Origin of the sequence: Kribbella antibiotica, assembly GCF_004349055.1 — a bacterium.
Taxonomy (GTDB): domain Bacteria; phylum Actinomycetota; class Actinomycetes; order Propionibacteriales; family Kribbellaceae; genus Kribbella; species Kribbella antibiotica.
Genome location: NZ_SMKX01000001.1, coordinates 13,999 through 28,781, shown reverse-complemented (window position 1 = coordinate 28,781; position 14,783 = coordinate 13,999). Strand labels below are relative to the sequence as shown.

The 14,783-nt window shown below is 66.1% G+C and carries 12 protein-coding genes; 8 read left to right on the top strand and 4 right to left on the bottom strand.

All coding sequences use genetic code 11. The features are described 5' to 3' along the window. Positions 1 to 123: 123 nt before the first annotated feature. Entirely contained in the window at positions 124 to 822 is a 699-nt protein-coding gene (locus E1263_RS00120) for a GAF and ANTAR domain-containing protein (RefSeq protein ID WP_132163956.1), read from the top strand. Here E1263_RS00120 and E1263_RS00115 read toward each other — a convergent pair whose 3' ends face one another. Together E1263_RS00115 and E1263_RS00110 are read right to left on the bottom strand one after the other, a co-directional pair. After that, complete coding sequence (locus E1263_RS00115) at positions 823 to 1,521, bottom strand: GAF and ANTAR domain-containing protein (RefSeq protein WP_132163954.1); 699 nt, start codon at positions 1,519 to 1,521, stop codon at positions 823 to 825. Positions 1,522 to 1,558: 37 nt separating this feature from the next. Continuing rightward, complete coding sequence (locus E1263_RS00110) at positions 1,559 to 2,119, bottom strand: DUF998 domain-containing protein (protein WP_132163952.1); 561 nt, start codon at positions 2,117 to 2,119, stop codon at positions 1,559 to 1,561. A 59-nt stretch (positions 2,120 to 2,178) separates the two neighbouring features. Here E1263_RS00110 and E1263_RS00105 point away from each other — a divergent pair, with 59 nt between their 5' ends. The 3 genes from E1263_RS00105 to E1263_RS00095 all read left to right on the top strand — a co-directional run bounded on the left by E1263_RS00105 (position 2,179) and on the right by E1263_RS00095 (position 4,893). Next, positions 2,179 to 3,069 carry a DUF5829 family protein gene (locus E1263_RS00105; RefSeq protein ID WP_202868643.1) on the top strand — a complete coding sequence of 297 codons (891 nt, stop codon included), beginning with the start codon at positions 2,179 to 2,181 and terminating at the stop codon, positions 3,067 to 3,069. Between the two features lie 62 nt (positions 3,070 to 3,131). Then, entirely contained in the window at positions 3,132 to 4,001 is an 870-nt protein-coding gene (locus E1263_RS00100; RefSeq protein WP_132163948.1) for a carbohydrate ABC transporter permease, read from the top strand. 10 nt (positions 4,002 to 4,011) lie between these two features. Beyond that, positions 4,012 to 4,893 (top strand): carbohydrate ABC transporter permease, encoded by an 882-nt coding sequence (locus tag E1263_RS00095; RefSeq protein ID WP_132163946.1) that lies wholly within the window; start codon positions 4,012 to 4,014, stop codon positions 4,891 to 4,893. Positions 4,894 to 5,662: 769 nt separating this feature from the next. On the opposite strand, the gene E1263_RS00090 is transcribed toward E1263_RS00095, so the two are convergent. Then, positions 5,663 to 7,636, bottom strand: coding sequence for a DUF4832 domain-containing protein (locus E1263_RS00090; RefSeq protein ID WP_132163944.1), 1,974 nt, complete (start codon positions 7,634 to 7,636; stop codon positions 5,663 to 5,665). A gap of 113 nt (positions 7,637 to 7,749) precedes the next feature. Between E1263_RS00090 and E1263_RS00085 the strand changes: the two genes are divergently transcribed. From E1263_RS00085 to E1263_RS00070, 4 genes are all read left to right on the top strand, one after another. Beyond that, the gene (locus E1263_RS00085; RefSeq protein WP_132163942.1) at positions 7,750 to 9,105 is read left to right on the top strand and encodes an ABC transporter substrate-binding protein; all 1,356 of its coding nucleotides are present in this window, start codon (positions 7,750 to 7,752) and stop codon (positions 9,103 to 9,105) included. 26 nt (positions 9,106 to 9,131) lie between these two features. Next, complete coding sequence (locus E1263_RS00080; RefSeq protein WP_132163940.1) at positions 9,132 to 10,625, top strand: glycoside hydrolase family 36 protein; 1,494 nt, start codon at positions 9,132 to 9,134, stop codon at positions 10,623 to 10,625. Positions 10,626 to 10,668: 43 nt separating this feature from the next. Beyond that, a complete protein-coding gene (locus E1263_RS00075; protein ID WP_238161004.1) occupies positions 10,669 to 11,820 on the top strand; it encodes an ROK family transcriptional regulator in 1,152 nt (383 codons plus the stop codon). Between the two features lie 74 nt (positions 11,821 to 11,894). Continuing rightward, positions 11,895 to 12,416: an OsmC family protein gene (locus tag E1263_RS00070; RefSeq protein ID WP_132163938.1), complete on the top strand. Its 522-nt coding sequence runs from the start codon at positions 11,895 to 11,897 to the stop codon at positions 12,414 to 12,416. Between the two features lie 83 nt (positions 12,417 to 12,499). Here the strand turns inward: E1263_RS00070 and E1263_RS00065 are convergent, their stop codons facing one another. After that, on the bottom strand, positions 12,500 to 14,770 hold the full coding sequence (locus tag E1263_RS00065; RefSeq protein ID WP_165956401.1) for an alpha-N-acetylglucosaminidase: 2,271 nt from the start codon (positions 14,768 to 14,770) through the stop codon (positions 12,500 to 12,502). Between the last annotated feature and the right edge of the window lie 13 nt (positions 14,771 to 14,783).

Below are 14,783 nucleotides of genomic sequence, written 5' to 3'. Positions count from 1 at the left end.
CGCGAGTTGCCCTAGGCAGGCCGACCGGGGCAACGTGCGGCGAAGCGCGATCATCAGGCAGGATAGTGACGGGTCGCTCCGGAAGGTGGGTGGCTGCCGCCGCGAGGCGTGTGGAGCCCTTTCATGTCTGACCATCTCAAGTCGGCCGAAGCCTTCAGCCGACTGGCCACGGAGCTGCAGGAAGTCGACGGGATCGACAAGACCGTCGAGGCCGTCGTCCAGTTCGCGTTACACGCTGTGCGCTGCCGGTACGCCTCCGTAGTGCTGATCGCCCAGGGCCGCCGTCCCGAGGTGCTGGCGTCGACCGATCCGCGGCTGGCCGAGCTCTACCAGGAGCAGATCAACGCCGGGGATGGACCACTGCTGACCGCCATCCGCGACCGCGCAGCGCTGTCGATCCCTGACCTTCAGACCGAAACCAGATGGTCGCCACAGCTGACCAGCCGGCTGATCGCGGCTGGTATCTACAGTGCGGTCCACCTCCCGCTGACCGTCACCGGCCGTGCCGGCGGCGTCCTCAACCTGTACGGCGCCAAACCCGGCGCGTTCACCGAGGACGACCTGGCCATCGCGCACATCCTCGCCCGGCACGCAGCGATCGCCATCGCGGCCGCCCGCCATCAGGCGACCATGCAGCAAGCCGTCGATGCCCGGAAATTGATCGGCCAGGCGATGGGCATCCTGATGGAGCGCTACAACCTCGACGGCGACCGCGCCTTCGAGGTCCTGCGGCGCTACTCCCAGGACAACAACCGCAAGCTCCGCGACGTCGCCCAGGACTTCATCAACACCCGCAAACTCCCCGGCCGTGACTCGAGGTGATCAACTCTTGCTGATGACTTCACCGGCCGCATGCTCGGCATCGGCGACCAGCTCCGCCGACACCCGGTGCAGCTTCACATTGCGCTGCTGCGACAGCCGGGCCAGGAACGCGAACGCCCGCTGGTCGGAGAGCGTGTACCGCTCCATCAGAATGCCGATCGCCTGACCGATCGTCCGCCGGGTGCGCAACGCGTCCTGCAGGTCCTTGATCTCCTGCGCGTACTCGATCGCCATCGCCGACTGATGCGCGAACAACGCCCCGATCGTCGCGATGTCCTCGAAAGCACCGACCTTCGTCGAGTACAGGTTCAACGCCCCCTGCGACTTCGGCGCATCGAACAGCCGCAGCCCGCCCTGCGCGAGAATCCCCGCCGCAACCGCACTGGCGGCGTACCGGGGAAACCGGCTGTCCTCGGCCAGGTGCGGCGACAGGATGTGCACCTGCTCCGTCGCCGCCTGGTAACAGGGCCCTTCGCGTAACTCGTACTGCGCCGCGTCCACACCCCACAAGATGTCGCTGGTCGGCGCAACCGTCTCCAGCCGCCCATCACCGTGCTTGACCGTGATGCTCGCGTACTCGACCTCAGGCAGCACCTCGACCGCAGCCGCCGTGATCCGGCCCAACGTGTGGTCCAGGTCGCCAGGCGTCAACGCCTTCGACAACCCTTCCGTCGCCGCCAGCAGCTCAGTCGCATCCATGGCCCCTCAGTACCCGGCCACAGACCACCCGAACCCGTCAGCGCGTCACAGTCAGGATCGCCACGATCAGGTAGAAGAGGTTGACCGCAACGATGAACGCCCGCTCCGAGAGCCCGAAGAACCGGCGCCGAAGCGGGCGCACGACGAGTGCAATCACGAGTGCTGCCAGCGACACGAGCGCGATCCAGCGCAAGACGGTCAGTACGGCGACGTCGTACCGGTCCGTGAAGGTGCTCATCAGGCTGAAGCTGATCGCGAACCAGGCGACCGCCGCCACGTAGTGAACCCGCCCGATCACGGTCTGTCGGGTGCCTTCGAGATCGGTCGGGATGAACGGGAGTGCCACGAAGATCACAGCCAGGACCAGCAGCCAGACCCGCGCCGATGCTGAGTCGACCGCGAAGGCGAGGGCGACCCAGGCCGCGCCCCAAACCCAGGCGGCGATGGTCGAGAGGCGGCGGGTCGGGCCCACGGCGTAGTCGCTGACGGCATGCTCAATGGGGTTGTAGTCGCTGCGGACGACATGCAGGGCGACGAACAGGCCCAGCCGGATCAGGAGGAGTGCGGCGGCGGCGACGGCGGCCAAAGCGGTGCTCATGAGTGCATGTTCCTGCCAGTGCATGAAATTTCGATGACATGGCATCTACGGTGTCGCTCATGCGCAGCTTTCGCCCGATGACCTTACTGACTGCCCTCGCCTCGGCCGTAGTGTTGCTGACGGCGCCGACCGCCCAGGCCGGAGGGACTGTGACAGCGTTCTACAACCACGCGTACGGCGTCCTCGACAAGCCGACCGCGGATGCGATCGAGAACTCGGCGTACCTGCGTGAGTTCGCGAACTTCGAGGTCCGCACCACCACCGGTGGCGGCCAGACCTGGAAGGGCCGGTATCTGAAGGGCCGCGAGACCTATCTCGAGTTGTTCGCGGCCGGCGATCTGCCGGGTCAGGACGCCGCGGAGGGCTCCGCCGGTCTCGCGATCTCGACCGACCGCCAAGGCGGTTACCCGAAGATCGTCGCGGGTCTGCGCCGGGCCGGGGTCGAGCCCTTCGAATACCAGCAGACGCGCGACTTCGGCGACGGCGTACCGATCCCCTGGTTCGACGCGGTCTTCGCTGAGACGACGTACGACGCCTTCGGGGGCTGGGCGATGGAGTACCTGCCCTCCTATCTCGCCGATCCGCGCAGCAAGACCGAGCCCGCCCAGTACGACGGTGATGTCAGCCGCGAGCGGTATCTGCCGGACCTGTACCGCGAGCGCCTGATGCGCGACATCACGCTGATCCGATTCGGCGTCACCGCCAAGGATCTCGACGCGACCGTGCCGCTCCTGCGCGCCGGCGGTTTCAAGCTCCGCACCTTGCCGACCGGCATCATCGCCCAGAGCGACTTCACCACCATCCGGCTGGACCGCGTCGAGCGCGCCGACGCCGGCCTCAAGCAGGTCCAGTTCCGCCTGAACCACCCGACGCCCCGCCACGTCGAGCAGATCGGCAACTCCACCTTGACCGTCGGCCCCGGCCCGCGCGCGGAGTGGAACTTCCACTGACCGACAGGGCCCGCGTTACGCTTCGCTGTTGACAAAGTTTCGCTAGGCCGCATCATTATCCCATGACTGTGGTGAGGCGGCGGGACGACCGTCGAGTCGGATGGCTGTTCCTGCTGCCGGTAATTGCCGGCTTCCAGATCTTCTATGCGTACCCAACAGTGCGAGGTGTCTGGTACTCGCTGACCGACTACAGCCTGCTCAACGAACCGACGTTCGTTGGCGGTGACAACTACCGCAAGCTGATCGGCGACGAGCAGTTCTGGAACGCGTTGAAGGTGACCGGCTACTACGTCGTGGTCAACATCGTGTCCCAGACTCTGCTCGCGCTGGGGCTCGCGGCGCTCATGCACCGGTTGACGCGGTCCGTCGTACTGCGGGCTGCGTTGCTGGTGCCGTGGCTCGTTCCGAACGTGACGATCGGCCTGTTGTGGGCCTGGCTGCTCGACCCTGACCTGGGATTCGTCAACCACCTGCTCGGGACGACGGTGTCCTTCAACTCCCCCAACTGGGCGATGCCGTTGGTTGCCCTCGTCAACAGTTGGGCCTACACCGGCTACACCGCACTACTCCTGTACGCCGGAATGTTGCAGGTACCGCAGCATCTCTACGAGAGCGCGTCGATCGACGGAGCCAGTGAGGTGCGGATGTTCCGTTCGATCACGCTGCCGTTGATCCGGCCGATCCTTGCGCTCGTACTGGTCGTGTCGATGATCGGCTCGTTCCAGATCTTCGACACGGTCGCGGTTGTCTACGGCGGTAAAGCGCCCATCCCCGAGACCCGCGTCATCTATTACTACATCTACCAACAGGCCTTCACCTACTTCCACATGGGCTACGCAGCCGCGGTCGCGATGGTGCTCGTCGTCGTACTGGGCGTGCTGACGTTCGTCCAGCTGCGGATGCTGCGCGCATCCCGCTCGGACCTGACCTAGGAGCCACGCCATGTTCGCCAACCTGAGGCCCGGCCGAGTCGTTGCCTGGATCATCCTGACCACGGCGCTCGTCCTGACGATCTTCCCCTTCTACTGGATGGTCCGGACAGCGCTCACCCCCGCAGCCGACCTGTACGCCGGCTCCACTTCGTTGTGGCCGGATCACGCGACCCTGATCAACTTCCGCCGGGTGCTCGGACTCGTCGACGCGGCTGAGGCGCGAGCCGCCGGTGGCTCCGGGGCGCAGATCAACTTCCTGCGCTACACGCTGAACTCAATGATCTACAGCGGCTCGATCGCTCTAGTGCAGACCTTCTGCTGCGCCATGGCCGGCTACGCCTTCGCGCGCCTGCGCTTCCCCGGCCGCGACCTGGCCTTCGGCATCATCGTCGCCGCCCTGATGGTGCCGCCGATCTTCACCCTGCTCCCGAACTTCGTGCTGGCCAAGCAACTCGGCGTACTGAACACCATCCCTGGCCTCGTCCTACCGAGCCTGCTGATGACACCGTTCGCGGTGTTTTTCCTGCGCCAGTTCTTTTTGTCGATCCCCCGCGAGGTCGAAGAAGCCGCCCTGCTCGAAGGTGTCGGTCCGTGGGGGATGTTCTGGCGGATCGTGCTGCCGATGAGTCGCGGGCCGCTCATCACCATCGGCCTCACCACCATTGTCTGGAGCTGGAAGGACTACCTCTGGCCGCTACTGGTGGGCAAGGGCGAGGAGACTCGAGTCCTTACTGTTGGTCTGGGCGTCTTCCTTCAGCAGTCGCCTAACCGCGCGCCGGACTGGACGGGGCTGATGGCCGGCTCAGTGCTGTCCGTCATCCCGGTACTGCTGCTGCTCATCTTTCTGGGTAAGCGGCTGGTGGAGTCGCTGAACTTCTCTGGGCTGAAGTAGGGGCTGGGGTATCGCCGCGATGCGGCCGGGTCGGTACGGCTTGTGGCTGGTCGCCGCTGCGGCCGATTTACAGTGAGAGTTTGGCTGGGCCCGGCGCGTGGCTGAGGGGGATGGCGAGGCCGGCGATCGCGTTCCCGCCGATTGAGGTACTCGCTATGGTTACGGCCGGTAGCGGGGAGGCCTGGAAAGTGACCCTTGGTGGTGGTGAAAAGCGCTGGCAAGGCAGCGCGGGGTCCTGCAGTGCCCGGCTGACCCCGGCAACCCTCGCTACGCGTGAATTTTTCGGCGCATAGACCCGAAAAAGTCCCGCATAGCGCGAAACGGCAGCGGATACGCCGGTGAACTCCCCAGCGCTCGATTCGTCGGGTATCCGGGCGGGCTGGGGAGCGAAACTGACCTGGAATGACGGGTAAAGCTCCCCAGCCCCACCGACCAGCCCGCCTGGCGAGCTGGGTGGAACGTTTTGTGCAAATGGCGACATGGAGTTTCCACCCGGCGCCGCTTTTCCACCCCAGCCATAGCGAGCACCTCAAGCAACGGTCACGCGATCGCCGACCTCGCCAGTACCTCAACCAGCCACCGGGCCCAGCCAAGCTCTTTCTGTAACGCGGCCGCCGCGGCGAGCAACCCCAAGCAACGTGCCCGGCTTGTCCGGTGCGGCGAGCAACCAGGTCTTTGGGGTAACTAATTGCCGCGGAGCGGCAGTACGAGTCCACAAACCGGCCTCAACCGCACCTAACGTCCGAACGACGCGGAGATCGTTCGGACGTTAGGTGCGGGGCGGGGTGCTAGTTGAGCGTGACGGCGAGTTTGTCGAAGTCGGGGCCCAGCCAGTCGGGTTGGTGATGGTGACGGTGTTATTAGCCGCATTGAGGGGGACGGTGATGCTGCGGGTGCCGACGGTGTTCCAGTCGGCGGTGGGGGCGAAGGTGTAACTGGTTGCTGCGCCGTTGTTGACCTTGATGGTGGCGGAACGGGATTCGGCGGTCAGGTAGGACAGGGTCAGGGTGTGGCTCCCGGCGGTACCGGTGCCGAGGTTGTTGACGACGAGAGTGCCGCCGTTCCCGACGTAGCCGACTTTGGAACCGCCCGAGCAGGCTGAGCAGGTCGCGGTGACGGCTCCGCCGGTCAGGCTGTTGGCCGGGTTCTCGGCCTCGACGAACCCGGTGGCCGGAGCGCTGGCCCCGACGGTGATGGCGCCGAGGCCGAGCCAGCCGTCGGCGTTCTGGGTGGCGTTGGCGAAGCGGAGCTTCTTGGCGTTGGCGTTGACGGTCTCCAACGGGTTCTTGACTCGCAGCACGAGCTGGTAGTTGCTATTGGCAACACCACTCAGGTCGACCGTGCTGTCGAAGTACTGCGCGTACCCAAAGTCCCGGTACGTCGGATCGCCGCCGACTCCCCAGTCCGGGAACGCCCGGATCTTGCGAGGCTGGACAGTGCGCAGATCCCACGGGGTGTCCCACGACCTGACGACCGTACCGGCGCTGTTCTTCAGGCCGAGCGTGACCTTCCACGGGTAGTAGAACGGGGCGACGCCGTCGTTGCTGATCTGGACGCCGATCTTCGCCGTACCGGAGACGGTGTTCTTGTAGTAGGCATTGGTGACGCCGAGGTTGTAGCCCATCAACCGGACCGCCGCGGCGACATTCGGATCTGTCGAGCTGTAGCCGGAGCTCTGTTCGTTCATCTTCCAGGTGGCGTGTTCCAGCTCGATACAGGCCTTCATATTGTCGACGTCACCCGAGCCCCCTGGCCAGTTGGCGAAGGCCTGCGCCTGGATCTCCGGCCGGACTTCGCCGCCCATCGACTGGCCGATCCACTTGTTCTCCACACCCTGATCGAGCGCGTGCTGGAGTTGGGAGTAACTGGCGCCGCCCATCGAGACCGGCAGCGTCACCCCGGCGAGCGGACTGCCTTCGCGATAGCAGAACGAGTCGTCGTGGTAGCCGATGTTCAGATTGTTGGCACCCGATCCACCCGAACCCGGGTAGCGAACCTCGAGCTTCGTGGTGTTGAACGCATTGTCGAACGCCTGCAGGATTTCCTTGCCGTGGGCATCGGTCGGCATGTAGTTCGGGTAGCTGTCGCCACTCGTGTCGGTGTCGTACGGCCAGGTGTGCCACTCGCCCCACAACCCGACGATGCCAGTGTGGATAAAGCCGACCCGCGGATCACCGTCGTACCGGGCTCCGAACGCGGCGATGAAGTTCTTCACCGCCGTCAGCAGGTAGGCGTTGTCGTAGTCAGGGCTCGTGGTGTTCCAGTACGCGTTGTTGCGATAGGCAACCTGCCCGTCGAAGCAGTGCGGGATCGCATTGGCGGGATGCGTGCCCGAGCCACCCGGATACTCCATGTAGAACCGCAACGCGGTCTGATTCCCGTACGTCGCACTCTCGTTGAGCGCCTGGTCGACCAGCGACCAGTCGTAGCTGCCGCAGTTCGTGGCGTTCGTCATGACCTCGGAGAGACCGAAGTACGACCAGGTCAGCGAGTGCGGATAGCCGGTGTTCTGATTGCTACCGGTCGAGAAGAACCGGGCGAATCCCTTCAGCGGGTTGTCCACCGGACCAGGTGCCGCGGTCAGTGGATGAGCGGTCAAAGCCGGATCCGGTACGGCGGGTGCGGCCGGCCGAGGCGGTGGGCCTTGAGGCGCGGCAGTGGCTGGGGCGGGGGCGGTTGTCAGCAGCGCTCCGAGCACCAGGGCGAGAGCGACGCGACCGAACCGCGCCACGAGAGATGGCATCGAGAACCTCCAGAGGATTACGATCTGCCCTTGACAAACTTTCGATGCGGCACATCATTAGTCGAGACAGCTCGGTTGGCAAGAGGACAGTGCAGTTGGAAGGAACAACTCGGATGATCACGAGACAACAGGTGGGGGCGGCCCTCCTGTCCGGCGTACTGGCGGTGACCGCGCTCACCGCCTGCAGCGCGAAGGACGACGCGGCGGCCGACGGCCCGGTCACGCTCGACTACTGGCTCTGGGACGACAACCAGCAGGCGTCGTACCAGGCCTGTGCGGATGCGTTCCACACGGCGAACCCGGACATCACCATCAAGATCACGCAGACCGCTTGGGCGCAGTACTGGCAGAACCTGACCACCCAACTGGCCGCTGGTGACGCGCCGGACGTCTGGACCAACCAGGCTTCGTACTATCCGCAGTTCGTCTCGAGCCAGCAGATCCTCGACCTGCAGCCGTACGTCGATGCTGCGAAAGTGGACCTCGGCCAGTACCAAGAGGGGCTGGCGGAGCTGTGGGTCAAGGACGGCAAACGCTACGGCCTGCCGAAGGACTGGGACACCGAGGCGGTCGTCTACAACTCGGAGATGCTCGCGAAGCAGGGCATCAAACCAGCCGAGCTTGCGTCGATGACGTGGAACCCCGGCGACGGCGGAACCTTCGAGAAGACGATCGCCCGGCTCACGATCGATGCTGCCGGGCGGAACGGGCTCGATCCGGCGTTCGACAAGAGCAAGGTGAAGGTCTACGGCTACCAGCCGGAGTGGAACGACGGTTCGCAAGGGCAGAACGGGTGGGGTGAGCTCGCGGCGGCGAACGGTTTCACGTATCTGGACAAGAACCCCTGGGGAACGCAGTACAAGTACGACGACCCCAAGCTGGTCGAGACGATCGCCTGGTACAAGTCGCTGGTGGACAAGGGATATGCGCCTCGCTTCGACAAGCAGTCGACGCTGGGGATCGACGCGATCATGAGCTCCGGCCGGGCCGCCTTGACGATCGCCGGCTCCTGGACGATCAACACGTATCTCGGAGCTGAGGCTAAGCAGAAGTTTGCGCTCGCTCCATTGCCGGTTGGGCCTGTTGGGGTGCGGAAGAGCGCGATCAACGGGTTGTCGGACGCAGCGTGGGCCGGGACGCCGAACAAGGACGCGGCCTGGAAGTGGGTGCAGTACCTGGGATCGGCCGACTGCCAGAACGTGGTCGGGGCCAATGCGGTCGTGTTCCCGGCGATCAAGTCGGGGACGGCCAAGGCGCTGGCCGCTCACAAGGCCGCGGGGCGCGACGTCCAGGTCTACGTCGACTACACCAAGAGCCCCGACGGGACGTTCCTGTTGCCGATCACAGACTTCGGCAGCGAGATCAATCAGATCATGCAGGACGCGATGCAGGCCGTCGTACTGGGGCAGGTTGAGCCCGAGCCGGCATTGAAGAAGGCCAACCAGCAAGTCAACGACCTGTTCCGCTAAGCACTGCTGCTTTCTAAGGGAGATCCATGCCTCTGCTCGTCGACCTGGCCGACCGCACCTTCGCGGTGGAACTGACCGGCCCGGAACCGCCCTCGTCCGTCCCCGGCGGCCTGATCCTGCCGCCGGGGCGGGTGGCAGTGCTGCACGGTCTCGGTGATGCCGAGTTCTATCGGCACGGGCAGAACTCGTGGAGTCCATGCGGGTGGCGGCAACTGAGTGAACCACCGTTACGGATCCTCAATCCGGAACGGCGGCTCACTGCCGACGACACCAGCTGGGACGACCCCTCGCGTCACCACTCCTCAGCGGTTGCCGCACTGCAGGGTTCAGACGGGCAGGTCCTCTTGCTCGGTTCGCTCGGGCTCGGGACGCCGCGCCTGAGCGCCGACCAGGACACGTTGGCCGGCTGGTGCGAGGACGACGGCGCGCCTTGGTTCCTGGCCTACGGGCCCGAGGCAGAGGTCTTCGCCCGGTACGCCGATCAGCTGGCTGCCCGTCTTGGCAGCAGCAATCGGCGAGCCGGGAACGTGTGGTGCACCTGGTACGCCTACTACGAGGGCATTACCGAGGAGGCGCTGACCAAGGACATCGCGGAGCTGGCCGAGTTGCCGTTCGACGTCGTACAGGTGGATGACGGCTGGCAGCAGGCTGTCGGCGATTGGGAGCCGAACGAGAAGTTCCCGTCGGGCATGCGTTCACTGACCGAACGAATCACAGCTGGTGGAATGCGCCCCGGGCTGTGGATCGCGCCGTTCATCGTGCTGCCGACCTCGACGGTCGCGCGTGAACATCCTGAGTATGTACTGCGCTCCGCCGACGGACAGCCGGTGGTTGCCGGGAATAACTGGGGCACTGGCTACTGGGCTTTGGATCTGACCCATCCGGGGGTGCAGGAACACCTGGCGGCGCTCATTCATCGGGTGGTCCACGAGTGGGGATTCACGTACCTCAAGCTCGACTTCATCAACGCCGGCGCAATTCCCGGCGTACGGGCGTCTGGTACGCCGCGGGAGCAGGCGTATCGGGATGCGCTTGCGCTGATCCGGGAGGTGGCTGGGCCTGAGGTCTATCTGCTCGGCAGTGGTGGGTTGCTGCTGCCGTCGCTCGGACTGATCGACGGGCTCCGTAGTGGTCCCGATGTGGCGCCCCTGTGGACGAATTACGCCAGCGAAGATCCCTCTGACGCGATGGCCTACAACGCGGTGGTGAATACGCTGCACCGGCTCTGGCATGCGCCGCTGCTCGAGGTCGACCCGGATGTCGTGTACTTCCGCAGCCGCCTGAACCTGCTGACCGACGTACAGATGTCGTGGTTGCAGGACCTCTCGGCGATCTGTGGATTCAAGGCGATCTCGGATCCGCCGTCGTGGCTCAGCCAGGAGGAGCTGGAGCGGCTGACGACCTACTTGTCGGAGCGGCCGTCGGTGGTGCAGGAGGGCCGGTATCGCTGGGCTTTGGATGGCCGCGTCGTCGACTTCGGCGCCGCACTGAACCGGGGTCAGCAGTATCCGATCTCGTGACGGCTAAACTTCCGCTGAACTGCAGCGTAAGTAGGGAGCCCGTGTGACCAACCCGGCCGGAGCCGACGTCAGCAAGCTGCGCGAGCTGAACTCGGTCAGCGTCGTCCGCGCCATGCGCGGTCAGCCGCCCGCCACCGTCACCGAGCTCGCCGACCGGGTCGGGATGTCCCGGCCCGGCACCGACGTGGTCGTCCGCGGGCTGGTCGCCGACGGCTGGGTCAAGGTCGTCGAGCCCGACGGCAGTACGGTCGGCCGCCCAGCCCGGCGCTACTGCTTCAACGCCGAGGCCGGCCACGTGCTCGGTGTCGATGTCGGTGTCCACAAGATCCTGGTCCTGCTCTCCGACCTCGAGGGCCACGTCGTTCACAGCCACCGGCTGCCGGTGGAGCCGAGCGCCGACCCGGCAGCCCGGCTCGACGCCGTCGACACTGCGATCACGCAGTGTCTGAAGGCGGCCAAGATGCGTCCGACGCAGATCTGGGCGGTGACCGTCGGCGTCACCGGCCCGGTCGACTCGACCGGTCGCACGACCCTCTTCACCCCGCTGCCCGGCTGGGCCGGCGTCTCCCCCGCCGAGCACCTGGCTGCCCGTTTCACCTGCCCGATCCTGGTCGAGAACGACTGCAAACTCGCCGCCGTCGCCGAACGCTGGCAAGGCGCCGCCCAAGACGCCGACGACATCGTCTACGTCCTGGCCGGTATCCGTACCGGCGCCGGCCTCATCATCGACGGCACCCTCCGCCGCGGATTCGGCGGCGCCGCCGGTGAGATCGGCGCCCTCAAAGCAGTCCGCTGGGACTCCGCACCCGAGCACATCGAGAACTGCCCCGGTATCCCGTCGTCGATTCACGCCGACGACCGTGCCGCCTGGGTCTTCACCGAGGCCCGCGCCGGAAACCGCGACGCCAGTACGGCGATCCGCCGCTACGTGAAGGATCTCGCGGTCGGTACTGCGGCGCTGGTGCTCACGCTCGACCCGCAGGTCGTCGTACTGGGTGGTGGATTCTCGCGGTCCGCCGACCTGATCCTCGACCCACTGGCACGCGAGCTGGGCCGACTCTGCCTCCGCGTTCCCGAGATCCGCGCCTCCAGCCTCGGCGCCGACAGTGTCGCGCTCGGCGCTCTCCGGGTGGCGTTGGACCACCTCGACAGTCAGCTCTTCACTGACGGCATGCCCGCCCCTCTCACCAGGTAATACGCGCACTCTGGTCCACTCCCGCCGTGCCAAACTGAGCGCGTTCTCAATGTCTAGTAAATTAGGTGAGATAGATGACAACTGAAGCGCAAGCAACCCTCAACGACGTCAACCTCGCCGCCGTCGGCGCTCTCGTCGAAGCCATCCAGGCCGACCCCGCGAAGGCCAAAACCACCTGGTCCGCGCACGTCACCTGGAACGGCGCCTTCCGCTCCGCCGCCAAGATCCGCACCTTCGACCCGGTCCCCTCCGACGAGCCCCCGGCCCTCGGCGGCAGCGACCAGGCCCCCAACCCGGTCGAACAACTCTTGGGTGCCCTAGGCAACTGCCTCGCCGTCGGCTACGCCGCCAACGCCACGGTCGCCGGCATCGGCTTGGATGAGCTGACCATCGACCTCAAGGGCGACATTGACCTGCATGTCTTCCTGGGGTTGGCCGAAGGTCACGCGGGCTTCGACTCCATCACCGCGACCGTCCGCTTGAAGTCCACGGCCGACCCGGAGGCGATCGCCGCCCTGCACGAGAAGGTCCGCAACTCGTCGCCAGTCGGTCACACGCTGGGGAGCGCCGTACCGGTCACTATTACTGCGGTCTGAAACCTGCCCACGTGCGCGGCGGCGTACAAAGAAGGCCCCGTGGTGCCGAGCGCAGGGGACGCTCGGCACCACAGACTGAGGGGTTAGACCGGATCGCCTGCCAACTCGGACGCGATCTGGGAGGCAACCGTGTATGGGTCGCCGGTTGGCTGGGTGGGGTAGGTCTCGGTTTGTTGGGTCCAGGTGAGGCCGTGCTGGTCCCATTCGGCTTCCAGGTCGGGCTCGACTCCGGTCGAGATGGTCCCGGGCAACGCAGTCAAGAAGCGCTGCCAGCGCGGCTTGTAGTAGGACCCCAGCAGGCCTTGCCAGTCTCGGTTGGCGTAGTCGTGGAGGCCGCCACCGCCTAGGGCCTTTTCGGTCCAGATGGTGAGGATCGAGCGGGCGTTCCATTCGAGGAGGTGGCTTTCCTCGGCGTTGCCGCCCCAGGCCTTGGCCGACTCCAGCCAGGGGCCGAGGAGCCAGTTGCGGTCGGTGGCGAGGATTTGCGACGAGAGGTCGAGGGCGCGCAGGAAGCGGTTCGAGTGCCGGGTGAGGCCCTGGCGGTCGCCGGCCTCGTAAGCCTCGCGCAGCTTCTTGTGCAGCAGGCGGCCACGGTTGGCGAGGATCTGCCGCGTGACGTCGACCAGGTCGTACCGGTACGTCGGCAGGCTGCGCACCGCGGGCGCCACGGCCAGCATCTCGCCGAGAACGGGCGCGAACTCGGCCGGGTCATAGCGCCATTCGTTCGGACCGAAGTTGCTGGCCGACCTGAGGTTCAGCGTCGGCCACGCGGCGAACGGCGTCTCGAACGGGCCCTCGCCGGTCGAGTGACCGGTCGACGCATACGAGTACGCCGTACGGAGGAGGATCTTCCAGGCCGCCGCGGCATGTGGGTCGTCGGAGCCGTAGCGGCGTTTGGCGTAGCCGAGGATCCACGGCTCGAGGTCGACCGACGTACGGCGCCAGGTCATCTCGCCGAGGAGGTCGGCGACGACCGGGTTGTTGTGGGTGCCCTCGAGCACCATCGCGCTGCCGACGAGGCGCTTGCGGCGGGTCGCCGTCCGGACCTGGGGGAAGGTGCGGCCGGGCTCGATGAGGTTGCCGAACATGCCCAGCCGGCCACCGAAGTTCTGGATGGTTCCCCAGCACCACGGGACACCCCAGTACGCCTCGGTGTCCTCCCACTTGCGCGAGTCGTCGGAGTCGAGGTCGAGCACGATGACCCGGTTTTCGTCGACTGCGTTGAGGACTTCGAGCTGCGGGTTGTGCTGCCAGCCCTGCAGCAGCCAGGTCGCACCCGGTACGGCGCGCTCCAGCTCGTCCTGCACGGCCTTCGCGGCGTCGCCCAGGTTCGCACCATCCAGTACGGCGGGGAGGCCGTCCGTGTCGACCTCATGGAAGAGGTCACCCGAGTAGTGCGTCGTCTTGCCGAACAGCGCGGTCTGCGCTTCGTAGAACCGCGCTGCGACTGGCGCGTACAGCGCCTCGGTCGTGTCGAGCCAGTACGGACGGGGGTGGCCGGCGTAGTCACCCTGCGCCGGGATGTGGGTGTCGGGGTGCAGGTCCGCGAACGCCTGGTCCGGGACCTGACCGGTGAAGGCAGGGAACACCGGAGTGATGTTGAGCGACCGCATCCGCTGCACGATCTTCTCGCCAAGCTCGACCCGGCGGTCCATCAGGTCGACAGACACCGGACCGCTGTACCCGGACGCGTTCTCGTCGTACCCAGTGGTCTCGCCGTACCACTGCCACGGCTGCAGCGCCGGCTGCGCGATCCACTGCCGCACCGCGAGCTCGTCCATCCCGAAGTCGAGGAACGTGTCGTACCAGACCCGCTCCATCCCGATCAGCGCCAGCGCCCGGTTGGTGCCACTGGCGGCCAGGTAGTCGAGCTCACGCTCCCAGTCCGACCAGGTCCACCACGGCGACGTGTAGCCGAAGACGGTGAAGTTGTACGCGTACCGCTCGGTCAGCTCGGTGGACATCCGGATCTTGGCTGTCGGAAGCGGCAGCGTGGCCGGTAGTGAGATGCGGTCGCCGTTGGTGGACAGGTGCTGGCCGGCTACGTACTTGAGCCACCAGTGGAAGGCAGAGATGGTCGCCACCCCGCTGGTACCGGACAGCAGGACGCGGCCCTCGAAAGTGTCGATCTCGAAGGCGTCGGCCTCGCCAGGCTGCGGGGTCAGCTTCCGGATACTGAACACGTCGTCGCGACCGATCAGCCGGGTGATCGCTGCGCGGATATCCCGGATGTTGATCGGCTCCGGGTGTGACGTCGTGCCGCTGGTCCGGGCCGACGCGGGCAGCCCCGAACCGATCACTGCGGCGGTGGCCGCCGTACCGACCAACAAGCTGCGGCGGGAGAAACTCTGCATGGGCGGAATCCTG

Coding starts and splice junctions, on each gene's coding strand:
- E1263_RS00105 (WP_202868643.1), top strand. CDS start 2,179: ATGCGCAGCTTTCGCCCGATGACCTTACTGACTGCCCTCGCCTCGGCC.
- E1263_RS00110 (WP_132163952.1), bottom strand. CDS start 2,119: ATGAGCACCGCTTTGGCCGCCGTCGCCGCCGCCGCACTCCTCCTGATC.
- E1263_RS00085 (WP_132163942.1), top strand. CDS start 7,750: ATGATCACGAGACAACAGGTGGGGGCGGCCCTCCTGTCCGGCGTACTG.
- E1263_RS00090 (WP_132163944.1), bottom strand. CDS start 7,636: ATGCCATCTCTCGTGGCGCGGTTCGGTCGCGTCGCTCTCGCCCTGGTG.
- E1263_RS00115 (WP_132163954.1), bottom strand. CDS start 1,521: ATGGATGCGACTGAGCTGCTGGCGGCGACGGAAGGGTTGTCGAAGGCG.
- E1263_RS00100 (WP_132163948.1), top strand. CDS start 3,132: ATGACTGTGGTGAGGCGGCGGGACGACCGTCGAGTCGGATGGCTGTTC.
- E1263_RS00065 (WP_165956401.1), bottom strand. CDS start 14,770: ATGCAGAGTTTCTCCCGCCGCAGCTTGTTGGTCGGTACGGCGGCCACC.
- E1263_RS00095 (WP_132163946.1), top strand. CDS start 4,012: ATGTTCGCCAACCTGAGGCCCGGCCGAGTCGTTGCCTGGATCATCCTG.
- E1263_RS00080 (WP_132163940.1), top strand. CDS start 9,132: ATGCCTCTGCTCGTCGACCTGGCCGACCGCACCTTCGCGGTGGAACTG.
- E1263_RS00120 (WP_132163956.1), top strand. CDS start 124: ATGTCTGACCATCTCAAGTCGGCCGAAGCCTTCAGCCGACTGGCCACG.
- E1263_RS00070 (WP_132163938.1), top strand. CDS start 11,895: ATGACAACTGAAGCGCAAGCAACCCTCAACGACGTCAACCTCGCCGCC.